The sequence below is a fragment of the Nodosilinea sp. LEGE 07298 genome (assembly GCF_015207265.1).
In the GTDB taxonomy this organism is placed as follows: Bacteria; Cyanobacteriota; Cyanobacteriia; order Phormidesmidales; family Phormidesmidaceae; genus Nodosilinea.
The window spans coordinates 14,285-37,055 of record NZ_JADEXE010000033.1 but is presented as its reverse complement, the minus strand read 5'-3'; the positions used below and the strand labels follow the sequence as shown (position 1 = coordinate 37,055).

Below are 22,771 nucleotides of genomic sequence, written 5' to 3'. Positions count from 1 at the left end.
GCCCACCTTTTAACTTGGCAACAGTACCGGGTTCAGGTGGGTGGGGCTGTACTGCTCCTAGATGGATGGTGGGCAATGCCCACCCTACGGAGCCGGGGAATCAACTGATCTCCCGCACGGTGACTGAATCTTGCATGGCCTGGATCTGCGCCATGGGCGGTAGCCTCGGCCCGATCTGGCCCAGCGCCCCCATCGAAAATGCCGTGCCTAGGGCAGCGCAATCTCGCAGAGACTGGCCGTTGACCAGCCCCGCTACGGTGCCTGCCACCATGGCATCGCCTGCGCCAACGGTGCTCTTGATCTCGACGGCGGGGGGCTGGGCGTGGAAGGCTTGGGTGCGATCGATAAACAGCGCCCCATCGGCCCCCATCGATACCACCACATAGGGAATACCTGAAGCAATTAGCTCGCGGGCGGCGGCAACAATCTCAGCGTGGCTAGATAGACGGGTGTTTAAAACCTCTTCTAGTTCGGCCTGGTTGGGTTTGATCAGGTCGGGCTTGGCGGGCAGGCCGAAGCGCAGGGCGTCGCCGCTGGTGTCGAGAATCACGGTTTTGCCCTGAGCCTTGAGGGGGCCGATCAGCTCGTCGTAAATGTCGTTAGATAGCCCCGCTGGCACGCTGCCCGAGAAGATGAACCAGTCGCAGCTTCCCACCAGAGCCCGCACCACATTTTTCAACCCATCGACATCCTGGTGGGTAGGTGATTGGCCGGGGTAGTTGATGTCAGTTACCTGGCCCTGAGCGTCATCCACGATCTTGATGTTGATGCGGGTTTCACCAGGTAGATAGACGAAGTGGTCTTCGATTCCCTTTTGGTGAAAAAGTGTCTTAAATAGAGTGTTGTTTTCTCGACCTAGAAAGCCGCTGACACTGACCTTATGACCCGCTTCGGCTAGGAAAGAGGCCACATTTACACCTTTACCACCTGCATCGTCCTGCTTCCAGTCGACCCTGTTCACGACGTTGGCCTGAAAGTTGGGAATCGAGACCGTCTGATCGATCGCAGGATTCAGCGTTACCGTAGCAATCCGTTGCGTTCTGGGGGGGTGGGTCATAGTGCCCTCACCTCCTCAGCGGTGCGGCAGGCGATCGCCCGCTGGGCCAGTCGCTTCATCTGCTTCATCGATGCGCCCCGCAGTCGCGCTTTGACCTTCGGAATGCTGGGGATATCCATGCTCAGCTCTTTGACCCCCAGCCCGGCGAGAATCTTAGCGCCCTGAGGATCGCCCGCCAAACCGCCGCAGACGCCGACCCACTTACCAGAGAGCTTCGCCCCCTGCACCGTCTGGGCGATCGCCCGCAGCACGGCGGGGTGCAGAGCGTCGGCCTGCTTGGCCAGGGTGGGGTGACCCCGATCCATCGCCAGTAGGTACTGGGTCAGGTCGTTGGTGCCCACCGAGAAGAAGTCGACCTCCTGGGCAAACTCCGCCGCCATCAGCACGGCGCTGGGCACCTCGACCATCATGCCGATTTCGACTGGGGGGCCGTTGGTCGTCGCCCGCACCGACTCCAACACGGTCTTGGCGGCGCGAATATCTTCCAGCGTGGCGATCATGGGGAACATGATGCGAATGTAGCCGCCACTCGCCGCCCGCAGAATCGCCCGCAGCTGGGTTTCAAACAGGTCGGTGCGCTCCAGGCACAGGCGCACGCCGCGAATGCCGAGGAAGGGGTTGTCTTCGGCGGGCTGGTTCAGGTAGGGCACATGCTTGTCGCCACCGATGTCGAGGGTGCGCACGATTAGCGGCAGACCGTTGAGGGCCTGGGTCATCTGACTGAGCGCGGCAAATTGTTCATCCTCGGTGGGTGGCGCGGTGCGGTTGAGAAAGAGAAATTCTGTCCGCAGCAGGCCCACGCCTTCGGCCCCGGCATTGACGGCGGGGGCGGCATCCTCTGGCCCGCCGATGTTGGCGACGACCTCGATACGGTGGCCGTCAGTGGTAATGGCGGGCTGAAAGCGGGTCTGCTGCTCAATGTCGCGGAGCTGGGCGCGATCGCGCTCAGCCTGCCGTGCCGTCTCCAGATCGGCTTCTGTCGGGTTGGGATAGAGCTGCCCACCATCACCGTCGAGAATAGCGATCGCGCCTTCAGGCAAATCCAACAGTCCTACCCCGGCCCCGGCGACGGCGGGAATATTGAGCGATCGCGCAATGATCGCCGTGTGCGAGGTCGCCCCACCCGCCGCCGTGCAGAATCCCTGAATCTTTTCGGGGTCAAGCCCGGCGGTATCCGAAGGGGTCAGGTCGTCGGCGATCAAAATTACCGGATGGTCCGGCAGGGCTGCCCCCGCCTCACCGCCTCCCACCAGCCGCGCCAGCACTCGCTGGCCCACATCCCGCACGTCTGCCGCCCGCCCCGAAAGCACGGGATCGGCCAGTGCCTCCAGCTCCTTGGCCCTGGCCTCGATCACCTGCTGCCAGGCCCAGGGCGCACTGTGGTGGGGCGGAATGCGGTTCAACGCCTCCTGCTGTAGCTCAGGGTCGGCCAAAAACTCGCGGTGGGCCTGAAAGATCGCGGCCTTAGCCTTACCGGATCGCTCTTTGATGGTGGTGTAGAGGTCGGTTAGATCGATGTCGGCGAAGGCGATCGCATCCCTCAACCGATCCTGCTCTGCGGCAGAATCCGTAGCGGTCTCGGCAAACTCTAGCTTAGTGCGGTGGAAACGGTGCAGGGGGGCAATAGCTAACCCTGGAGATGCAGAAACACCTGCGATCGCACGGCTCTCCAACACCAGCGCTGGCAGCTGGAGCGCTGGGGCAACCGTCGATTCATCCTCATCTTCCAGTCCGTCCTCGACCGCCTGCTGAAGCGCATTCAGCGCCTGGGCCGCATCGCTGCCCTTGGCCAGCACCCGCACCGTGCCATCTCTTTCAACCCCCAGCTTTAGCAGCGACATCAGGCTTTTGCCGTTGGCCACCTGGTCGCCGTAGCGCACCCGCACCTCAGCACTAAAGGATTTTGCCAGATCGGCAAACACCGTCGCGGGCCGAGCGTGCAGCCCGGTTGGGGCATCGATCGTGACATCGACAAACTGGTCAAAGCCCTCGATATCCAGCCCTTTGCCGCTGGGGGAAGACTTGCCGGTGAGGCGATCGCAAATCACCTGAGGGGCATCGGTCTCCACGAGCTGCTGGACAGCAGCGGGGTCATCCAGCACGTGGGTCAAATTGGTCAGAATTTGCAGGTGCTCGTCCGACTTAGCCGCAATACCCACCACCAGCCGCACCACCTCACCGGGGCTCCACTCCACCCCAGCCGGAATTTGCACTACCGCAATGCCTGTGGTTACAATCAGGTCGCGCTGGGCGGGCTGCCCGTGGGGAATGGCGATGCTGTTGCCCAGGTAGGTGTTGGCCTGAGTCTCCCGCGCCAGCATGCTGTCGACATAGCCCGGCTGAATATGGCCACTGGCGACCAGCAGGTCTCCAACCTGACGAATCGCGTCTTCTTTGCTACGGGCGATCGCCTTAAGCCGCACATCCTCCGGCGTTAGGTTAATCATTCAACAGTCTCTCAATGAGGTTATTAAGGAGGAAACCAAACCTATCTAAATCCAAAATTGACCATCACCGATGGCAAGATTGTGCATCGCCAGCTGGGTTTAGCCTGGACGATTGATGCTAGGAATATGAGCAAACATAAACAGACAAAATCCACCCAGAATTTACCGTTTCCTGGTTAGGGATCAAGCCCTGTAGGGCGCTTTCCCGCTGCTTTAATTGTTCAAGACCAGAGGCAGCCTGGGAGAGCTTTGTTATATTTCCTTAGACATTGCTTAAAGTTTTGTATCTTGCCCGACCCTATCAAGTCGACGAAATCTAGCAGCTACTTAGCAAGGCCTATTGCCCTTCAATCAGGCAATATAGCCAGCAAATTGTCGCTTATCTGTCACCTAGCTATTGCCTTAACTAACCAGCTGCCGTTACAGAACGTTATGTCTCTGCTAGTCACGCTGGACAGAACTGTATCTCTGCATACAGTATGCATTTGTAGAGAATTTTATAAGTGGAGCTGACCAAGGATCAGGTAAAAGTACGCTAATTAGAGCTATTTTTTACCTTGTGAAATCAAGCTCTAACTTGGGGCCTCACTATGCAAGACATACAGACAGAACCGGTGCTGATCGCTGAGGCGATCCCTGCCGATCTCCAGGCCGAGGCAAAGGGGGTCTCTCTGCGAGATGTCACTAAGAAATATGGCTCCTTTGTAGCTGTGCAGAATATCACCCTCGACATCCCAGCCGGATCGTACACCTGCCTACTTGGTCCCAGCGGCTGTGGCAAAACTACGACTATGCGCATGATTGCGGGCCACGAAGATATTTCCGCAGGAGACATCTACATTGGCGATACGCGCATTAACGGGTTGCCCGCTACCCAGCGCAACACCGCCATGATGTTCCAAAACTATGCCCTATTTCCCCACAAAACCGTGTGGGATAACGTCGATTTTGGCCTCAAAATGCGGGGTCTATCGATTGATCAGCGCCGCAAGCGGGTCGGCGAAATGTTGGAAATTGTCGGGCTGACTCAGTTTAGCGATCGCAAGCCCGCCCAGCTCAGCGGCGGCCAGCAGCAGCGGGTTGCCTTAGCCCGTGCCCTCGTTACCCGCCCCCAGGTGCTCATGCTCGACGAGCCTCTCAGTGCCCTCGACGAGTCGCTGCGCGTCAAAACCCGAGGCGAACTGCGCAAGCTTCAGCGCCAGTTCGGCATGACCTTTCTCCAAGTCACCCACAACCAAGACGAAGCCTACTCCCTCTCTGACCAGATTGTGGTCATGGATCACGGTCGAGTCGATCAGGTTGGCACCCCCGCCGAAATTTTCTCGCGCCCCTTGTCAAAGTTTGTGGCGCGCTTTACCGGCGACAACAACATCTTTGCAGGCACTGTTACCAGCGCCGTACAAGATACCCATGGCCAGTTCATTCAGCTAGATGTGCCTGATCTCGGCACGCTGTTGTGCCTAGGCGACTATGCCCAGGTCGGTAGCGAAGCCGCCTGCTGCATCCGCGCCGACCTGATGCAGATCAAATCTCTCGATGAGGCGGAAAAATCGGCCTGCGGCCCAGCGACTAACCGGGTTACTGCCCGCATCACCGCCGTCGAGTTTACCGGCTACGTTACCCGCGTCTCTCTGGTGCTTGAGCGCGGCGGCATAGAAGTGCTCTACAAAGCCCGCACCCCCGACTGGATTACCACCCCCTTCACTGAAGGTCAGGTGGTCGTGCTCGACTGGGCAGCCACCGACTGCGTGTTCCTGCCCCATTAGGTCAGCCAACCAATCCAGTGTTCTGCTCCCACTCCCCGTCGTTGTTACTTAACTGAATTGTTCACTATGGCTAAGTTTTCTCGTCGTCAGGTTATGCGCACTGGTCTTGCTGCCGGAGCTTTTTTAACCGCTACCCGCTGCGCTTCAGCCCCCAAGGGCACGCCTAACAACCCAGCCACTGGCCCCGAAGTCAACACCAACCAAAGCAAAGATGTCACGCTACGGCTAATTGGTACTGGCGTCTCGCAAATCAACGACATTCGTGACAAGGCCCAAGAAGACCTGGGCTTTAAGTTTGATATGCGGGCTCTCAGCACCGAAGAAAACAACCAAATCGCCATTACTCAGCCCGGCCAGTACGACATCTTCGACGGCGAGTACTTCAGCCTGCCCCTGGTGGTGCCCTCTGGTAACCTGCAACCCATCGACATCAAGCGCATCACCAACTACGACCAAATTGTCTCCTTTTTTAGAACCGGCGAGTTTAAGGGCATGCCGGTCGAAGACTCCCAAGGCACCGCCCCCTTCCGCGTGCAGTACCTCACTGGCCCCGACTCCAGCGAATTCTCGGCCACCCCCACCGACTTCGCCACCCTAATTCCCTTCCAGTACAATGCCGACACTCTGGGCTACCGCCCCGACCTGGTAGGTCGCGAAATCGAGAGCTGGGGCGAACTGTTCAACCCAGAATTTAGGGGCAAAACCTCTATCCTCGACATTCCTCAGATCGGCATTATGGATGCGGCTATGGTTGCCGAAGCCCTGGGACTCATGACCTTTGCCGATAAAGGCAACATGACTAAGGCTGAAATCGACCAAATTATCGAAATTCTCAAAGAGCAAAAGGCCAACGGCCAGTTCCGCGCTTTTTGGAAAACCTTTGATGAGTCGGTCAACCTGATGAATTCCGGTGAGGTGGTGCTGCAATCAATGTGGTCGCCCGCCGTCACCGCTGTGCAGTCTCAGGGCACCGAGTGCATCTACGCCCCTCTCAAGGAAGGCTACCGGGGCTGGGGCGGTGGCATTGGCCTGTCTAAAAACCTGGAGGGCATTCAGCTTGACGCCGCCTACGAGTACATCAACTGGATGCTCGACGGCTGGGTGGGTGCCTTCCTCGGTCGCCAGGGCTACTACAGCGCCGCTCCCGAAGCCGCCCGCAAGTTTATGTCTGCCGCCGAGTGGGACTTCTGGTACGAAGGTCAGCCCGCCGCCGAAGACATCGTTGACCCCTTCGGCAAGACCTTGGCCAAGTCCGGTGTTGTCCGCGATGGCGGATCCTTTGACGAGCGCTTTGGCAACATCGTCTGCTGGAACTCGACCATGGAAGAAAACACCTACCTGGTGCAGAAGTGGAACGAGTTTATTGCCTCGTAAATAAATAGTTTTGGGGATGAGATTGCTTCAGTAATCTCATCCCTAAAACTCTAATCAAAATATCTATTATCCCCATGTCTGAAACCTGGAAAGCCCTAAAGCCCTACGCGCTAATTACGCCGCAAACATTGGTGTTTCTAATGTTTTTGGTGTTCCCTATTTTGATGATTGGGGTAGTGAGCTTTTGGGAGTTCAACGGCTACTCCATGACGCCGGCGTTTACCCTCGATAACTATCAGGGGATTTTGACCGATGTAACGCTTAAGACCTACCTGAACACCTTCAAATTCTTGGGCTTGACCTGGCTGGCCACGCTGCTGATTGGCTACCCGGTGGCCTATTTTCTGGCGTTCCACGTGCCAAAGCTAGAGTGGCAAATTCTGCTGTTTCTAGTCTGCACCATCCCCTTTTGGACATCGAACATCATTCGGATGATCTCCTGGGTGCCGCTGCTGGGTCGCGAAGGTTTGGTTAACCAAGGGCTGATGGGTATTGGTCTGACCCAGGAGCCGCTCCAGTTTTTGCTCTTCTCAGACTTTGCGGTAGTACTGGGGATGGTGCACCTCTACATCATTTTTATGATTGCGCCAATTTTTAACAGCCTGATGCGGATCGAGCGATCGCTCGTTACCGCTGCCGAAGATTTAGGAGCGTCTGGCTTTCAGACCTTTAGGGAAGTTATCTTGCCCCTATCTGCTCCGGGTATTGCGATCGGTTCTATTTTTATCGTCACGCTGATCATGGGGGAATTTGTGACGGTGCGGCTGATGGGTGGGGGGCAATCAGCCTCCGTTGGCAAGCTAATTCAGACCCAGATTGGCAGCTTGCAGTATCCGCTAGCGGCGGCCAATGCCATGGTGCTGCTGGCGGTGACAATGCTGATCATCATCTCAATTCTGCGGGTTTTAGATATTCGCAAAGAGCTTTAGGTCAACGTAGGTTTTTTGATGACTGAGTAGAGATCTCCCCTAGGTTCTTGCTGTTAAAGATACACTCGGCACCCCCCTTATTAAGGGGGTCAGGGTGGATTCTCGCAAGCATTTGAATATATAAAGCATCCAAATTCTATCGAACTGTAGGGTGGGCACGGCCCACCATTCAACCGAGAACCACCCATGAAAAAGCGACCCCTCTCGTTCTATCTGCTTCTGGCCTTCTTTTGCCTCTTCGTGCTGTTTCTCTACGGCCCGATGATCACGATTTTTATGCTGTCTATGCAAGGGCCAGATGGCGGCTTGACCTTCCCCATGCGGGGCTTTAGCTTTTATTGGCTGGGGCAGGTGTTTCAAGAGCAGCGGGTCGGCAATTTTATTGAGCCGTTTGTGCGATCGCTGCTGCTGGGGGCAGCGGTAATGGCGATCACCATCACCGCCTCAGTCTTGGCCAGTATGGGCTTTCGCCAGCGGTTCAAAGGTTCGACGGTGATTTTCTACATGACGATCGCCAGTCTGATCGTGCCCAGTATTCTGGTGTCGCTGGGGATTGGGGTGGTGTTTCAGGTGATGGGCTGGCCGACGAACTGGTTTACGTCAGGGCTAGGAGCACACTTGACCTGGACCCTGCCGATCGCATTCTTAATCATGCTCGGTATTTTTAACCGCTTTAACCCCTCCTACGAAGAGGCGGCTCGTGACCTGGGCGCTACCGACCCCAAGACCTTTTGGGAGATCGTGCTGCCTCTGATTGCGCCCAGCCTGCTGGGGGTTGGCCTGCTGACGTTTACCCTTTCCTACGACGAGTTCACCCGCACGTCGCTGGTATCGGGCCAAAACAATACGCTGCCGCTGGAAATCTTTGGCATGACCACCAACGTCACCTCCCCGGCCCTCTATGCCCTGGGGACGCTAACGACGGTATTTTCGGCCTCGCTGATTCTGATTGCCTTCTTTGCCTACAACGCTGTGGTTAAGCGCCAGCGAGGTCAGGCTTAGGAAACGTTTAGCGTTTGGATTGGCCACCTCGGTTCTGGCCAAATCTTTGGTTGCAAACGCCAGCCGGTCGGTTAAAAAACATGCTCCGATCGCCTCATTCCCTGGCCGCTCCAACTAGGATGGGCCTATGGAAAAAGACTCATTTTTGGCTCTGCTGCGGCAGCACCGGGCGATCGCCGTCATTCGCGCTGACGATATTAGCTTAGGCCTACAGCTGGCCCATGCTGCCGCTGCTGGCGGTATTCGTCTAATCGAAATTACCTGGAACAGCGTCCAGCCGCAGCAGTTGGTCAACACCCTCAGGCAGCAGTTGCCCCACTGCACCATTGGCATCGGCACCGCCCTGTCTGTCGCTGACCTGGAGCAGGCGGCGGCGGCGGGGGCACAGTTTTGCTTTTGCCCCCATACCGATGCCGGGCTAATCGAGACGGCTTGTGCGCTGCACATTCCCATCGTGCCCGGTGCCCTCACGCCTAACGAAATTGTGGCCGCCTGGCAGGCTGGGGCGAGCGCCGTCAAAGTCTTCCCCATTAGCGCCGTGGGGGGGGCGAGCTACATTCGTAGTCTGCAAGGACCGCTGGCCCACATTCCCCTGGTGCCCACGGGGGGAGTCACCGTGGAGAATGCGGGCGAAATGGTGGCGGCCGGGGCGATCGCCGTTGGCCTCTCTACCGGGCTATTTCCCAAAAATATGGTGGCTAATCGCAACTGGGCCGCTATTACAGCCCTGGCCACCGGTTTAGTGGAGCGGCTACCGACTACAGATAAAGCCCTCTCCCTGAAGGCGATCGCCGTGCCCCATTAACTCCCCAACTTAAAGGCCTCAAGACATAGGGCATAGATCGCTCCCACTTTAAAGCTGTTAATGCAGTCCAGCCAGAGCGGCTTGGGTACCTTTTTGAGCAACTCTGGGTCGCGCCAGCGGCGACTGTACACCAGCCAGCTCACCAGCTCTGCCCCCAAGACTAAAAACGCCGATATTGCCGTATCTTGGACCGCCGCCTGACCCGCGATCGCCGATAGCGACACCGCAAAAAAGTAGCCCAGCAGCAGGCTAATCAGCACCAAAGACACCCGTCGCCAGGGGTTAACCAGCCACAGGCTAAGCTGGTCACCCAAATCGTCGATCAACGTACTTAATCGGGTGCGCTGCATGGGTTCAACCCCTCAAAACAAAGCCTAAGATTCTAAACATCGGCGCAAATTTTACGGTTCGATCGCTTGCGATGCGTCTAGCCAGCCCTAAACATCAGTTCCGGCAGGCAGGATGAATGCCCCCCTGTCCGCACACGTACTCAAGCTGATTGGCCTGCAGGTTAATCGCTTTAGAAAAGTCTACCCCGGTCAGAGCGCCGCCAGTATCGGGTTCAGCAATCGTTGCGACAAAACCATCTTCGGGCACGGGTGCAGACGGCGAAAACTGCGCTCCAGCAAAATTTGCCCCCGCCAGGTTGGCCCCGCTCAGCACGATCCCCTCCAGATTGGCCCCCTCCAGATTGGCCCCCTCCAGATTGGCCCCGCTCAAGTCAGTCCCTCGCAACCAGCTATCGCTAAGGTTGGCCTGCCTCAGGGTAGCCCCGTTCAAATTGGCTGCGCTGAAGTTCGCCTCGCTCAAGTCGGTCTCAGTCAAATCAGCCTCGGTCAGCTGCGCTGCAATTAAGGTGGCCTGGCGCAGACGAGCGGCTACCAAGCTGGCCTGGCTGAGGTCAGCATCGGTAAAGTCGGCCCCGACTAAGCTAGTCCCGTCAAAGACGCCATGGCGAATGTCGGCGGCAATGAACCAGGCGCTGCTAGCGTTAGCGCCCGTAAAATCGGCGTAGGGGGCGATCGCATTGCTGAGGTTAGCCCGCAGTAGGCTGGTGTTGCGAAAAATAGTGTGCCGCAGCTGAGCCGCTACCAGGCTCACCTCAGTCAGGTCTGAGCCACTAAAATCGGTAATCCAATCGTCAAAGGTATCCCTGCGACCATCCGCCCCAGGGTCAAAGAGCGTCGCCTTGCGCAGCCGTGCCCCCGACAAGATGGCATTGCGCCACACCACACCGGCCAAATTCTGCTGCTCTAGCACCAGGGTAAAGGCATCGGGGCTCTCTATGATATAGCCTAAGTTGGTGCCGCTGAGGTCGACCTGGTTGAGGTTGCCGTTGTGCAGCACCAAAATTTTGGCTAGGGTGCGCTTCACGGTACGCTGCCTGAGCTGCGGGATGAGCTGCTGATCTAAGGGCAGAGCCAGCAGGTCGTTGGCCAAGGCTAGATTTAATCGCTGTAGGGGGGGAATCGCCGGTGGGCCAAGGGTGATCAAAGCCTGCTGTAGGGTATCGAGCAGGCGAGGGTCGTCGGTTTGGGCCAGCATATCTACAAGCAGCGGTATGGCCCGGGGGTCTTCGGTGCTGGCTAGGGCTAGGGCAGCGGCCTGGCGATCGCTGAACGAGGTCGCGTTCCGGCTGAGGTTTTCCACCAGGGCTAAAAACAGCGCATCTTGGTTGCCATTGGCTGCCGGCAACCGCCGATCGAGCCACAGCGCCCCCACCCCGGCCAAAACAACAACCCCAGTCAGGACCCCACCAATCACCGGCAGGTGCTGCCGCCAGCCCTTTGGCCCCAGCACCTGAGCCGAGTCTTCAGGGGAAAGCACAATCGCCGTGAGCCCCCCGTACTCTTCTGTCGTCAACCCCAGCAGAGGCCCCGATGGCATAACTAAAACGCTAGAATCGCGGCGACCGTTGCTATTGTCATTATCTGAGTCAGGGCTATAGCGCACAGGCACCCTTCCCCCCTGCACCACCACCAGCCGAGTACCGGCCAGGCGATCGTACCAGGCCCGATGAGACGGGCGTTGCCCCCAAAGGGCCGCCCCAACCCCTCCAACCAGGGCCAGCCCGGCCAGCCACGGCAAACTCGGAAACGCCCCGCTGGCCAGCCAAATTCCGTAGGCCCCCGCAGCAGGCACGCCCCAACGACCCATTTCGCGCACCAGGGCGGCTCGCAGACCCGGCACTGAGCGCTCGGTTGCCACCACTTGCAGGCCCAGCCAGGCCTTAGGCAGGGTTTTGCCCCGCCTAGCCAGGCCGTAGACCTGGCTGCCAGCCACCGCGATCGGCAGCACCAGGGCACCAAACCACAGCACATTGGTTAGTGGCGGCACCTCTGCAATCTCACGCTGACGGGGCAACCCCAACGGTCGAGCGATCGCATTCTGCACCGCCACTACCCCAGGGTTTAGCGGCACTGTTTCGACCGCTGGGCGCTGACGCACCGCTGCTCCCAAACCCCAAGGCAAGATCACGCTACCCACCAGAAGGCCCAGCTCTAGCCCGCCAGCCACCAGCCGTCGCCAGGCCAAACTACGAGCGGTGGGCAACTGACCCGGTAATCGGTCAGTAGAGGCCTGAGCTGCGATCGGCTGAGAATGAGAGGTCTGCGCCATGGAAAACCCAAACTAATCCAGACTCTAAAAAACCTCTGCCGATACCGGGCGATCGCCGCCCGGAAAACTGGCGCTGGTTTTCCAGCATAATTGCCCTTCATGATAGCGAAGGCGGCCCATTCTGGCGGATTTTAGCCCTCAACGTTGCACCACTACTTCGCTATGGTCGACAAAACCCGGGCACCTGGAAATCTGGCACATTTACCGTTATCGCTCTATGTATCTCTAGATACTATAAATACATAGAAAATACTCCTTAACGAGGAGGCCACGCCATGACATCTCTGCTCAAGTCCTTTGTTTTGCCTGCTGCCGCTTTTACCCTGGCCCTAGGCGCTGGCGTAGCCTCCGCACAACCCGTTGCCCAAACTCCCCTCAGCCAGCCCGTACAAGCCAGCGGTTCTGTCAACCCCAGCCGACCCTCTAGCTGTGGGGTTCTGGGCAATAGTGCAGTTCAAGTTTTGCAGGTTACCCAAGACTTTGCCGCCGTTGATATCGCAGTGAATGGTACCAGCGGCCTCACCCTGCTGATTGAGGGCACCAACGGCTTTAGCGAATGCCACACTGGCGGTGGCGGTAGCATCAACGCACCGGGGCTGCTCAATCAGGGTACCTATTCCTTCTTTGTGGGCAACAGTAGCCAAACCCCCACCAGCTACAACCTCACCATCCGCGAAAACTAAACGGCTGTTTTATAGCTGTGGCCAGTCTGGTTGAGACAGGTCTCCTATGAACGTTCAAACGTTTGAACGTTCATAGGGTTTCTGGATGTCCTAACCAACGTGACTATGGCTATACCTGCGCTGCAGCTTACCCCGGCTGAACCAACTAAGTTGGTTCAGCCGGTTGTGTTTAGATTCGACCATTAGCCAAGACGGTTCTTATAAATTACTCCGTCTTTCATAATCACCAAAAAGTTGGCATCTGGATTCTCAATCAGCTGAATGTTTTCTAGTGGGTTGCCGTTTACCAACAGCAAGTCTGCCAAAGCACCCGCTTCCACGACGCCCAGTTTGCCGGGATAGGGGTTGCGCGGCCCAGACAATGCCAACAGCGACGCATTGGTGCTCGTCGCCATGCGTAGCACCTCCGCCGGGCTGTACCAACGCACCATTTTGGCCAGCTTAGCCCCGCGTCGGGTGGCACCCTCAGGGTTGAAGAGGGTGTCAGTACCCCAGGCGGTTTTGATGTTGTACTTTTTTGCCAGATTGTAGGCGTTATCGGTGCCTGCGGCTACGATTAGCTGGTTGGCTCGGTTCTCAGAACCCTCTGGGTAGGGGTTGGCATCCTCATCGTCGAGGAACGGTTGCATGCTCACCCAGACATCGTTTTCAGCGATCATCTGAGCGGTCTCTTCATCCATGAGCTGGCCGTGCTCGATGCTCTTCACCCCAGCCCGAATCGACTTTTGAATGGAGCGGGGGGTGTAAGCGTGAACCGCTACATAGGTGTTCCAATCCTCGGCGGCTTCCACTGCGGCCTTTAGTTCCGCTTCGGTGTACTGGCTGACATCAAGCGGATCGTGGTCAGAGGCGACCCCACCTCCTGCGGCTAACTTAATCTGGCTAGCCCCCAGCATCAGCTGCTCACGGGTGCGGCGCAGCACTTCATCTACCCCATCGGCGATCGCCCCCACCCCAGCCACTTCCGCCAGACTCAGCTCTGAGGTCGGTGTGCGGGGCAACTCACTCAGCTCCCGAAAGTCGCCGTGGCCGCTGGTTTGGGAGATCATCGCCCCCGAGGGCCAAATGCGCGGCCCCACTACAGCCCCTCGATCGATGGCCTGCTTGAGTTCAAATACCGGCCCCGCCAAATCTCTCGCACTGGTAAATCCCCGCATCAGCATGCCGGTAGCATTGTCCTGAGCCTTTTGAAACAAGCGCTCTGGCGCGGAGGTAGCCGCGATCAGATCCTCTGGGGTGCTGGTCTCCATAAATAGGTGAGTGTGGGCGTCAATCAGACCCGGCATCAGCACTCGCCCCTCTCCGTTGATCCGAGCGACGCTGATATCCGCTGGCATAGGCAGCGATCGAGTATCGATCGCCTGAATTCTGTTGCCAACCACCAGTACGTTTGAAGGTGCCGTCAAAGTGTCAGAGACGCCATCAAATATTCTTACATTCTCGAAGAGGACGCTCGCCGATTGAGAATTTTGACCATTTTCAAAGGCTGGGCTCTGGGCAAAACTTATCTGTGTTGTCAAACTAAATAGCCCTAGAAGCAACGCTCCTATGGCGAACAAATAGCGCGATCGCATCCGCATAAATTGTTGCTGAAATCAGTACACGTATCCCAAAAATTTAGTTAGGGGTGTTGCAGCGCAAGAAATATCAACGACCAGAACACCATGCAAACAGTAGCAGCAGCCTTCTATTAAATCAAGCTCAAGCATTAATTTACGTAACTTTAGCCGCAATGCCCACCCGACAAAATCCTTGGCTCTAGGTACTTCGTACGCCCAGTCACCCGATTGAGCCAAACGGTTTTTCCGCCAAAATTTTTTCCGAAAAATTTGCTGGCTTTGTATTGTAAGACAATTTTATAGGATAAAAATAGGATGAAAATGGCGCTTAAACCAGTTGTCAACTTCACGTATGATGCCTTTGTGGTTGGCTTGACGCTCGGCCTCTTGGCTATTTTTGACGAGTATCAAAAAAACAAGACATGAAGGCGATCGCGCATCAGAGATTAGCCGCCAGTGCCAAGCAAAACATTCTGAATGAGTTCAAAAGTTAACAAGAGGTCATTGCTATGAAAATTCGCTCGATCCTGGCCTATTTAGCGTTGGCCTGTGGTGCTACCGTCACGGTGATGAGTGCTCCCCCGCGCATCGGAGCCGCCGCGCCCATGCCACCCTCTGTGGTTGTCGCCCAACAGGCCGACTTAAACTTGGTGGGAGAAGGGGAAGGAACCCTATCCATCGGCGACCGCCCCAGTCAAACCGTTACCTTCGTCACCGTAACCAGCCGCCCCAATCAGCAGGTCGAGATTTCTCTGCGCTTAGCGGATGGCAACTTGCAGCGGTGGGATGGGCAGCTTGTCAGTCGAAGTGCGGGTGAGGCCCAGATCCAGTTGACTAATGCCGGTGGGGCTGATGCCACGGGAACGCTCACCGCCCGCTACCAAGACAACACTCTGATCTCCCTGCGCGGCAGTGGCACCCTGGATGGCCAGCCCCTATCGATTCTTTTCACCATTGGCGATGATAGCGTCAGCCGTCCCCCTGCTACCGATGTGGTAATCCTGACTCAGCAGGGTCAGGGAGTGTTCGGTCTTCAAGGCCGTCCGAACCAAACCATCTCCTTCTCTTCGGTGACCGTTCAGCCCGATGACAGCGCCGAGCTATCGATTCGCCTGGCCGAGGGCAACACTATCGCTTTTGCAGGGCAGCAGACCCGCAAGACCGCCGAAGACATCGTCCTCAACCTCACCTCCTCGGGCAACGCCGATGCCCAAGGCCCCGCCAATATTCGCTACGGCCCCAACAACTCGATCGTTAGTATCTCGGCGAATGGCACCCTAGATGGTCAGCCCTTCTTCATTCAATTCAGCGGTCAGCAAGCCACGGCCCAGCCTCCAGTGGCTCCCCCAGCGGCAGGAACCGTCCTCTGCACCGGGCAGATGCAGAATGGCTGGCGATACAGTGCCGAGGCCACCAATCAACGGTTCACCCAAATTCGCTGGGAGCGATCGGGCGCAGAGCCTACGGTGTCAACCCTGCGGTTTTATCGCAACAATGATCAGGGACAGCCCGTCTATCGCGGATCCTTCCGGGCTGCAACAGAGTTGGCATTGGTTGACCTCAGCGGCGGCAATCCTCGCCAGGGCTCCCAAATATCCATTGGGGTAGAAGAGTGGGGTTGGTCGCGAGGAAACTGTCGCTAAAGATCAGCAGGCAGGGCTTGCCAAACTGTCTGGTGGGGCAGGCCAGCGGGTACTGCCTCAACGCTTTAAGGCTTCCAATACGCCTACGGTTCTCAGCCCTGCCACAGTGCCCTGCCCCGTACAAAACAGCACCGTTTTAATCTCTGCCATTAGCACCTCCGCCAGGGCTGTCACTGCTGCCTCCGACTCGTTCGCCGCCCGCAAAAACGGCATGGCTAACCCCGCCAGGTCGGCCCCTAGGGCGATCGCCTTTGCCGCATCTAGCCCGTGGCGCAGTCCTCCTGAGGCAATCAGTGGCAGGGTCGGGGCCACCTGCCGCGCCTGCACAATGCAATCGGCTGTTGGCAAACCCCATTCGCCAAAGGTCTGGCCCAGCCGTCGCTGGTGAGCATCTTGCGCCCGTTCGCTCTCGACCCTTGCCCAAGATGTTCCCCCGGCCCCCGCCACATCTACCGCTGCGATGCCAGCTTCGATTAGCCGCCGTACCATGGGGGCGGAAATGCCGTTGCCCACCTCTTTGGCAATCACCGGCACTGGCAGCGCAGCGCAGAGCAGCTCAATTTTGCTCAGTAGCCCTTTGAAGTTGGTGTCGCCCCCGGTTTGCACGGCCTCCTGTAGCGGATTGAGGTGCAGGATAAGCGCATTAGCCTCCAGTTTCTCCACCACTCGGCGGCACTGGTCGAGCCCGTAGCCGTAGTTGAGCTGTACGGCCCCCAGGTTGGCCAGTAGCACAATATCGGGAGCTAGCGACCGAACGGAAAAGGTTTCCATTAGGGCCGGATTTTCTACCCCCACCCGCTGGGAGCCAACCCCCATGGCCAAGCCGAAGCGCTGGGCTACAGTCGCCAGCCGCCGATTGATCTGGTGGGCCTCCTCTGTGCCCCCCGTCATCGATGAAATCAGCAGCGGTGCCCCCAGTGGATGGTCTAAAAATGTCGTACCCAGGTCAATATCCTGGTAGTCCAGCTCTGGTAAGCAGCAATGGGTAAATCGATAGCGCTCTAGTCCCGTGGTAATTTGGGCGCACTGCACCGGCCCCTCTAAACAAATGCGCAAATGGTCGGCCTTGCGGGTCTGAGTCTCGTGGGCAACAGGCAGTACAGTCACAGCACGTATGGCTAAATCAACGCCCCTTATCCTAGGCAAGAATGGCGGGGTTTGCTGCGATCGCACACCCAATGTAATAACCCCTTGCCGATCTAGCCCTTCTAACCCTTAACCAACTCCACGCCATCTCGCCCGTCTACATCCTGCAAAAACACCCTCACCGCCTCATCTTTGGCCGTGGGCAACGACTTGCCCACAAAGTCAGGGTGAATCGGCAGCTCTCGGTGCCCGCGATCGATTAACACGGCCAGGCGAATAGCGCTGGGCCGCCCGTAGTCAATCACCGCATTCAGCGCGGCGCGAATGGTGCGACCGCTAAAGATGACATCATCCACCAGCACCACCACCCGGTCGGTAATGTCGAAGAGAATCTCGGTGCGAGCCGGGGTGCGGGTGCTAATTTTATCTAAGTCATCGCGGTACAGGGTGATGTCGATTGCCCCTACTGGCAGATCTACCCCCTCTAGCCGCTGAATTTGCTGGGCTAGCAGGTGGGCCAGGGGCACCCCCCGCGTGTGAATGCCCAACAGCACCAGGCGGTTTAGGTCGCCCCCCCGCTCTACCACTTCCGACGCCAACCGGTTCAGGGTGCGGCGCATCTCTTCGACCGACAAAATTTCAACGACCGTGCTGCTGGCACTCATCGACAGCTCTCCCGACAGCGGTAAAGACCTACTATAGCTGACCTTTAGGACGTAAGAAGATAGACAAGACGGCCCCATACGCTATGGATTAGCCCAACCCAGAACGAAGAAAGACCTCTGATATCAGAGGTCTTTCTTCGTTCTGGGTCTTTCAGCTACAGATGCTGTGGTTGTTAGCTTGCCGGTGACAATCCGTTACGAAGGCGATAGAAACAGGGTTAGGGCACGGCTGTCAAGGGATTGAACCTTGCCTGCCTCATTCAAGTCTTCTACAACCCGGTTCAGCAGGTCGGTGGCGCGATCGCGGTGCTGGTGTTCTCGCCCCCGCAACCTAACCAAGAACTTAACAGAATCTCCTTTGTCTAACCACTGAGCCGCCCGCTTAATGCGCAGTGCGTAGTCAGATTCACCAATATTGGGGCGAAACTTAACTTCTTTTACAGACGGACGTGAGGTCTGCTTCTGGCGCTTGTTCTGCTGATACTGGAGCTTGCCGTGGTCCATGATTTTGGCCACAGGAGGGCCATCGTCACTGGGAGACACGACGACCAGATCGAGCTTGCTCTCTTTGGCCATCTTGAGGGCGTCTCTGGTGTCGATAACGCCCAAATTTTCACCAGTCTGAGTAATCAGCAGAACCTCGGGGTCCCTAATGTCGCGGTTAACAACGGCTTTCTGCTTCTTAGCGATAAGACAAATCTCCGAACTCTACAAATGCGAAACGAAATTTATACCAGGATAACCTCTACCCGGAACAGCTGCATCTTTCTGCTGATAGGTCGCCTGAGTCGCCAACGCCGGGGATACGGGAAGACGAAAGACACGGGGTATGGTTGATCCTATTCTAGCGGTAGCTGCACCGCGATCGTGGGGCCTTCGCCCTCGGGGCTGGCGATCTGCCAGGTGCCCCGAGGCCGGGGTGACGGTGGTGTTGCGATCGCCAGCCCTAGCCCGCTACCAGGGCGATCGCCGACATTGTTGCTCCCCTGAAACGCTTGGCAAAAGATGGCCAGACTGGCGGCGGGAATGCCCTGCCCAAGTCTTGTCCGACTTGAGGGCCTTCAGTGTTGGTCTCTGCGCCCCTTTGGGGATACTAGCGTTGCCATAACTAAAGATGTTCCTGCATGGCAGGGCTGGGGGAACCCGGCCCTGTTTTTTTGTCGGGCACTTTTTGTCGGACACTGTTGATCCAGGGCCTAGCCGCGATTTTTAATCGTCATCACCTGCACAATCTGCTGAGCCATCGCTTTTGAAATGTCCAAAATGACGTAGAGGTCTTCTAGAAAAGACTGCTCCTGGGGCGTTACCGTGCGGTCAGAAAGCACCAGATCAGTCGCGATCGCAAAGGCGGTCTCCCGCAGGTCTGGGGGCAAAACCACCTTAGCCTGGTTGATCAACGCCCCCGGCCCTTCCTGCTTAAGGCGCATCAGCAAATGGTTAAACAGGCGATGCAGCGCCTCGCTAGAGTAGCTGCTAAATAGAGCCATCCGCGACAGCAGCATCGTCATGTCTTGCCCTTCCTGCTCGGCCAGGTAGCCATCGGCGGCGATCGCCACCAGAGCAATGCTGGCCAGGGCTTCTGCCGGGCTCATTGATGAAGTGGTCATACTATTTCCCTGCAGCGGTGGCATAGCCCTGGTCTCTCTACAGCAAGCCAGATAGCGTCACATGTTGGCTTTGTCAGCGTCCTCAGCTCTAGGTTATCCGGCAACGCTATATTCTTGCTCTAAAGCCGTCTGGGCGCAATCTACTCGTCAGGAGTCTTTACAGCTAGCCGACCCAGTGGACCATGGCATCGGTCGAATTGCGTAACCTTGTGATCAATCTCACAATTGGGTGTGACAAATTGGCTAGGTTTTCAGGAACCTTCCAGTGATACTAAGGTTGACTCAACTTTAGCCGAGTCATCTACAGGGAACACACAACTAACCGACAAGCCCAGCCGGGTCTGTCGGTTTTTTTTGCCCATCGCGTTTTGCCCATCGCGTTTTGCCCGACGCTGGGGAGCAATCGGGTGAACTGGTTAACCAGGTGGTGTGGGAAAGGGGCTGAGCAACGTGCGCTACGCTACGGGGTAAAACCAGCGCAGATTGACTGCTTCAGTGATACTCCAGCGGCATGGTTTGCTTAAGGGATAACCGGCTGGCTTAGGCTAAACTAAACGGCTGGAGATTTGAGAAAAGTTTGTTCTTGTAGGCAGATTGGGAGAAAGCTTCGTTACCCAGGCTTTTTACTCCTGTAACCAATTGCTTCAATAAGACCGTTGTTTTTAAATTTTATAAGCAATTTATATAGACTCAAAAAATAATTTTATGGATAAGATAACGGGTTAATTCAAGATGTATCTCGGTTTACAGTCTCCATCTAGACTTGATGGAATAAATGGGCTTTAGATGAGTTGAGACAGGTAAAAAATGCGCTACTTACTAGGTTGGTCTCGGAAAAAAATTACGTCAAGTCTATTAGTAACCTCGGTTGTTTTGATGGGAGCCTGCTCGACAGGTGAAGTTAACTCCAGCGGCGAATCTACTGACTCAGGCAGCAATTCTGGTAAGGTCATTCGCATTGCGATCGGCACTCAAGATCAGGTCATTAACACTGCCGTTGGTGGAGCCACAGTACGCGAGCTAGAGCTTCTAGAAAAGCATTTGCCAACCGATGGTAAATATGAGGGAGTCGACTACGATATTCAATGGTCTAGCTATACCTCTGGCCCCCCTATTACCAATAAAATGTTGGCCAATCAAATTGACATTGGCTTGATGGGTGACTTTCCGGCTGTAATTAACTTAATTAAGTTTCAGCAAGAAGCCGCAGATGCCGACTCAATTTTTATTGGCACCCTAGCCTACAGTCCTAACGGAGCTGGGAACGCCGTGGTAGTGCCCAAAGACAGCGATGCCACCTCTCTAGCTGATTTAAAGGGCGGAACTGTTTCAGTCCCCTTTGGCTCAGCGGCGCACGGCATGGTACTCAAGGCGCTAACCGATGCTGGGTTAGACCCAGAAACCGATGTCGAGTTAATCAGTCAGGCCCCAGAAGTAGGTGGTTCTAGCCTGCGTACCGGACAGATCGACGCCCACGCTGATTTTGTACCCTTTGGCGAATTATTTCCCTTCCGAGGGTTTGCCAAAAAAATCTTTGACGGTGCCCAAACCGGAGTTCCTACCCTCCACGGCATCACGGTGCGTTCTGATTTTGCTGAAGAACATCCCGAAATTGTGGTGGCCTACTTGAAGGCGGTACTTGAAGCTAATCAGATGTTCCAGGCTGATCCTGAAGGAATTTCTGCCCAAATTGAAGAGTGGTCAGGCATTGAAAAAGAAGTGGTCTATATGTTCTTAGGCCCTTCTGGCTTACAGCCCCTCGATCCAACCATTCGCGAGGTACAGATTAGCGCTCTAAAAAACAGTATTGCCACCCTAACCAGCCTGGGTAAAATTGAAAAGCCGGTGAATCCAGAAGAAGTGGTCAACTGGATTGATGAAAGCTATTTGCTCACCGCCATGGAAGAGCTAGGGCTAGACTATGACGAGGTCATTGCCACTGCAGAAGCCTATCAAATTACTGGTGAAGACGCCCTGACCAGAGAAGCCATTGAAAATCCTAAACTGGCGGCTCAGCTTTGGGTACAGGGAGAAGAAAAAGTAGCCAATTATGCTTCAATCGCAAACATGATAAAAGCCCTTTCGGCGCTTCAGGCTGAAGGGCAGGCAGCAGATGTCATGTTTGTCCACGACTACAACAATGGTTGGAAACTGTTTGCAGAAAACGCCTACTTTGTCAGCAATGGAGATGAGGTAGCAGCTTTCTTAGTCGAATCTGACGCCCAGACCTACGCCTCGTCTACAGGCGGCCAAATGACGGCCTTTAGGGGGTTACAAGATCTCTACGCCGATCGCAAACCTGTACTGGTAGGTGCACAGCGCTAGCCGCTTTAGGTTCAAGATAGCCACGGGCAAGCAGCGTTAGAGTGTTCCTGCTAAATACCTATCCGGCATTGCAGGGCGACCGACCCAACTGGCCGAGTTCGCAGCCATGGAAAAGATATTTTTCAAGTGGAATGCTCTTATCTCCAATCAAGGCTTCCTATTGCGGCGCTTCTCGCTGCACTTTGAGGCTCTTTATGGGGGTCATAGAGAACAGAATGGTGAGATCTGCTTGCCCTACTGTGGCTTTTAGTTGACATGTATTGATGTGATTGAGAGGCGCAATATGGCGGTTTCGGTTCCACGGGTAGGGTACCCGCACTGGCTAGCCCAGGTTAGCCATGCTTTAAACAGCCTACTTTTATCTAGTCGCTCGGCGCGGCGACTGCTAGCGCTGGTACTGTTTTTTGGCATTTGGCAGATACTGTGCGTAATTGACTTCGACTTTTTTATTAATTTTCAGTTTGTGCCTTCTCCCGTAGAGGTGTTTAAGGCCACACTAACTTTTTTTACCGAAAGCCCCTGGGTACATTTTCGCTCTAGCATTAGCCGGGTGCTGTGGGGCTATGCCGCAGCCTCTGGGTTAGGAGTGCTGCTGGGCATCATGATTGGCTGGTTTGTCGTAGCAGAAGACTTACTGATGCCCCCCCTAGAACTGCTGCGCCCAATTCCAGCCGTGGCCTGGATTCCCCTGGCCATTCTAATGTTTCCCAATGCCGAAAGCGGGATGATTTTTATTACCTTTGTAGGAGCCTTTTTTCCGGTATTAATTAGCACGATTAACGGGGTAGAGAGCACTCTAAGTGATACCGTACTGATTCGGGTAGGGCAGTGTTTGGGGGCTAAACCCTGGCACATTTTCAAAGACATTGTAGTGCCGGGGTCGCTGCCTAGCATCGCCAGTGGGCTGGTAATTGGCATGGGCAATGCCTGGTTTTGCCTGGTGACAGCCGAAATTTTGGCAGGGCGCTACGGAATTGGCTATATAACCTGGGAATCCTACGTTGTTTCTAACTATCCTCCCATTGTAATGGGCATGCTTTTGATTGGATTAATGGGAGCGTTTAGCTCCTGGGCTGTGAGCCGAGCTATGGAAGCGCTAATGCCTTGGCGAGTGATTAAGAAGCAGGGCAGTGTTTAAGGAGGGTTTTGGGTTCAGGGTTTCAGGTTTAGGGCTGACAGTTTGTAGGGTGAGCAATGCCCACCA

18 protein-coding genes and 1 pseudogene are annotated in these 22,771 nt (G+C 56.1%); 10 read left to right on the top strand and 9 right to left on the bottom strand.

What is annotated here, in order from left to right; translation table 11 throughout:
* Positions 1–100: 100 nt before the first annotated feature.
* Together pfkB and ptsP are read right to left on the bottom strand one after the other, a co-directional pair.
* Positions 101–1,057 carry a 1-phosphofructokinase gene (pfkB, locus tag IQ273_RS07040; RefSeq protein WP_194022466.1) on the bottom strand — a complete coding sequence of 319 codons (957 nt, stop codon included), beginning with the start codon at positions 1,055–1,057 and terminating at the stop codon, positions 101–103.
* Entirely contained in the window at positions 1,054–3,504 is a 2,451-nt protein-coding gene (gene ptsP / locus IQ273_RS07035; protein ID WP_194022465.1) for a phosphoenolpyruvate--protein phosphotransferase, read from the bottom strand. The genes pfkB and ptsP overlap by 4 nt, the downstream gene beginning before the upstream one ends.
* A 590-nt stretch (positions 3,505–4,094) precedes the next feature.
* Between ptsP and IQ273_RS07030 the strand changes: the two genes are divergently transcribed.
* From IQ273_RS07030 to IQ273_RS07010, 5 genes and pseudogenes are all read left to right on the top strand, one after another.
* A complete protein-coding gene (locus IQ273_RS07030; RefSeq protein WP_194022464.1) occupies positions 4,095–5,270 on the top strand; it encodes an ABC transporter ATP-binding protein in 1,176 nt (391 codons plus the stop codon).
* A 66-nt stretch (positions 5,271–5,336) separates the two neighbouring features.
* Positions 5,337–6,365: pseudogene (locus tag IQ273_RS07025) on the top strand (PotD/PotF family extracellular solute-binding protein); the annotation flags it as partial.
* Positions 6,366–6,718: 353 nt separating this feature from the next.
* The gene (locus tag IQ273_RS07020; RefSeq protein ID WP_194022462.1) at positions 6,719–7,573 is read left to right on the top strand and encodes an ABC transporter permease; all 855 of its coding nucleotides are present in this window, start codon (positions 6,719–6,721) and stop codon (positions 7,571–7,573) included.
* 186 nt (positions 7,574–7,759) lie between these two features.
* Positions 7,760–8,575, top strand: a complete 816-nt coding sequence (locus tag IQ273_RS07015; RefSeq protein WP_194022461.1) for an ABC transporter permease — start codon at positions 7,760–7,762, stop codon at positions 8,573–8,575.
* Between the two features lie 127 nt (positions 8,576–8,702).
* Positions 8,703–9,380: a bifunctional 4-hydroxy-2-oxoglutarate aldolase/2-dehydro-3-deoxy-phosphogluconate aldolase gene (locus IQ273_RS07010; RefSeq protein ID WP_194022460.1), complete on the top strand. Its 678-nt coding sequence runs from the start codon at positions 8,703–8,705 to the stop codon at positions 9,378–9,380.
* Here IQ273_RS07010 and IQ273_RS07005 read toward each other — a convergent pair.
* Together IQ273_RS07005 and IQ273_RS07000 are read right to left on the bottom strand one after the other, a co-directional pair.
* Positions 9,377–9,730, bottom strand: a complete 354-nt coding sequence (locus IQ273_RS07005; protein WP_194022459.1) for a DUF565 domain-containing protein — start codon at positions 9,728–9,730, stop codon at positions 9,377–9,379. The two genes, IQ273_RS07010 and IQ273_RS07005, sit on opposite strands and share 4 nt — an antisense overlap.
* A gap of 94 nt (positions 9,731–9,824) precedes the next feature.
* Positions 9,825–11,999, bottom strand: a complete 2,175-nt coding sequence (locus tag IQ273_RS07000; RefSeq protein ID WP_194022458.1) for a pentapeptide repeat-containing protein — start codon at positions 11,997–11,999, stop codon at positions 9,825–9,827.
* A gap of 275 nt (positions 12,000–12,274) precedes the next feature.
* On the opposite strand from IQ273_RS07000, the gene IQ273_RS06995 reads away from it, so the two are divergent.
* Positions 12,275–12,682 (top strand): hypothetical protein, encoded by a 408-nt coding sequence (locus IQ273_RS06995; RefSeq protein WP_194022457.1) that lies wholly within the window; start codon positions 12,275–12,277, stop codon positions 12,680–12,682.
* Positions 12,683–12,864: 182 nt separating this feature from the next.
* Here IQ273_RS06995 and IQ273_RS06990 read toward each other — a convergent pair whose 3' ends face one another.
* Positions 12,865–14,256, bottom strand: a complete 1,392-nt coding sequence (locus IQ273_RS06990; RefSeq protein ID WP_397197239.1) for an amidohydrolase family protein — start codon at positions 14,254–14,256, stop codon at positions 12,865–12,867.
* 494 nt (positions 14,257–14,750) lie between these two features.
* Between IQ273_RS06990 and IQ273_RS06985 the strand changes: the two genes are divergently transcribed.
* Entirely contained in the window at positions 14,751–15,884 is a 1,134-nt protein-coding gene (locus IQ273_RS06985; protein ID WP_194022455.1) for a hypothetical protein, read from the top strand.
* Positions 15,885–15,941: 57 nt separating this feature from the next.
* Here the strand turns inward: IQ273_RS06985 and fni are convergent, their stop codons facing one another.
* From fni to infC, 3 genes are all read right to left on the bottom strand, one after another.
* Positions 15,942–16,991 carry a type 2 isopentenyl-diphosphate Delta-isomerase gene (fni, locus tag IQ273_RS06980; protein ID WP_313898034.1) on the bottom strand — a complete coding sequence of 350 codons (1,050 nt, stop codon included), beginning with the start codon at positions 16,989–16,991 and terminating at the stop codon, positions 15,942–15,944.
* A 101-nt stretch (positions 16,992–17,092) separates the two neighbouring features.
* Positions 17,093–17,635 carry a bifunctional pyr operon transcriptional regulator/uracil phosphoribosyltransferase PyrR gene (pyrR, locus tag IQ273_RS06975; protein ID WP_194022454.1) on the bottom strand — a complete coding sequence of 181 codons (543 nt, stop codon included), beginning with the start codon at positions 17,633–17,635 and terminating at the stop codon, positions 17,093–17,095.
* Between the two features lie 195 nt (positions 17,636–17,830).
* A complete protein-coding gene (infC, locus tag IQ273_RS06970; protein ID WP_313898035.1) occupies positions 17,831–18,325 on the bottom strand; it encodes a translation initiation factor IF-3 in 495 nt (164 codons plus the stop codon).
* Between the two features lie 139 nt (positions 18,326–18,464).
* Between infC and IQ273_RS06965 the strand changes: the two genes are divergently transcribed.
* Positions 18,465–18,743, top strand: a complete 279-nt coding sequence (locus IQ273_RS06965; RefSeq protein ID WP_194022453.1) for a hypothetical protein — start codon at positions 18,465–18,467, stop codon at positions 18,741–18,743.
* A gap of 88 nt (positions 18,744–18,831) precedes the next feature.
* On the opposite strand, the gene IQ273_RS06960 is transcribed toward IQ273_RS06965, so the two are convergent.
* On the bottom strand, positions 18,832–19,242 hold the full coding sequence (locus IQ273_RS06960) for a tellurite resistance TerB family protein (protein WP_228052468.1): 411 nt from the start codon (positions 19,240–19,242) through the stop codon (positions 18,832–18,834).
* A gap of 876 nt (positions 19,243–20,118) precedes the next feature.
* Between IQ273_RS06960 and IQ273_RS06955 the strand changes: the two genes are divergently transcribed.
* Together IQ273_RS06955 and IQ273_RS06950 are read left to right on the top strand one after the other, a co-directional pair.
* A complete protein-coding gene (locus tag IQ273_RS06955) occupies positions 20,119–21,567 on the top strand; it encodes an ABC transporter substrate-binding protein (protein WP_228052466.1) in 1,449 nt (482 codons plus the stop codon).
* Positions 21,568–21,850: 283 nt separating this feature from the next.
* On the top strand, positions 21,851–22,705 hold the full coding sequence (locus IQ273_RS06950; protein WP_194022450.1) for an ABC transporter permease: 855 nt from the start codon (positions 21,851–21,853) through the stop codon (positions 22,703–22,705).
* The last annotated feature ends 66 nt before the right edge of the window (positions 22,706–22,771 follow it).

Bases quoted from the DNA above. Each gene is read 5' to 3' on its own strand.
- pfkB (WP_194022466.1), bottom strand. From the start codon at position 1,057: ATGACCCACCCCCCCAGAACGCAACGGATTGCTACGGTAACGCTGAAT.
- ptsP (WP_194022465.1), bottom strand. From the start codon at position 3,504: ATGATTAACCTAACGCCGGAGGATGTGCGGCTTAAGGCGATCGCCCGT.
- IQ273_RS07030 (WP_194022464.1), top strand. From the start codon at position 4,095: ATGCAAGACATACAGACAGAACCGGTGCTGATCGCTGAGGCGATCCCT.
- IQ273_RS07020 (WP_194022462.1), top strand. From the start codon at position 6,719: ATGTCTGAAACCTGGAAAGCCCTAAAGCCCTACGCGCTAATTACGCCG.
- IQ273_RS07015 (WP_194022461.1), top strand. From the start codon at position 7,760: ATGAAAAAGCGACCCCTCTCGTTCTATCTGCTTCTGGCCTTCTTTTGC.
- IQ273_RS07010 (WP_194022460.1), top strand. From the start codon at position 8,703: ATGGAAAAAGACTCATTTTTGGCTCTGCTGCGGCAGCACCGGGCGATC.
- IQ273_RS07005 (WP_194022459.1), bottom strand. From the start codon at position 9,730: ATGCAGCGCACCCGATTAAGTACGTTGATCGACGATTTGGGTGACCAG.
- IQ273_RS07000 (WP_194022458.1), bottom strand. From the start codon at position 11,999: ATGGCGCAGACCTCTCATTCTCAGCCGATCGCAGCTCAGGCCTCTACT.
- IQ273_RS06995 (WP_194022457.1), top strand. From the start codon at position 12,275: ATGACATCTCTGCTCAAGTCCTTTGTTTTGCCTGCTGCCGCTTTTACC.
- IQ273_RS06990 (WP_397197239.1), bottom strand. From the start codon at position 14,256: ATGCGATCGCGCTATTTGTTCGCCATAGGAGCGTTGCTTCTAGGGCTA.
- IQ273_RS06985 (WP_194022455.1), top strand. From the start codon at position 14,751: ATGAAAATTCGCTCGATCCTGGCCTATTTAGCGTTGGCCTGTGGTGCT.
- pyrR (WP_194022454.1), bottom strand. From the start codon at position 17,635: ATGAGTGCCAGCAGCACGGTCGTTGAAATTTTGTCGGTCGAAGAGATG.
- IQ273_RS06965 (WP_194022453.1), top strand. From the start codon at position 18,465: ATGGTTGATCCTATTCTAGCGGTAGCTGCACCGCGATCGTGGGGCCTT.
- IQ273_RS06960 (WP_228052468.1), bottom strand. From the start codon at position 19,242: ATGACCACTTCATCAATGAGCCCGGCAGAAGCCCTGGCCAGCATTGCT.
- IQ273_RS06955 (WP_228052466.1), top strand. From the start codon at position 20,119: ATGGGAGCCTGCTCGACAGGTGAAGTTAACTCCAGCGGCGAATCTACT.
- IQ273_RS06950 (WP_194022450.1), top strand. From the start codon at position 21,851: ATGGCGGTTTCGGTTCCACGGGTAGGGTACCCGCACTGGCTAGCCCAG.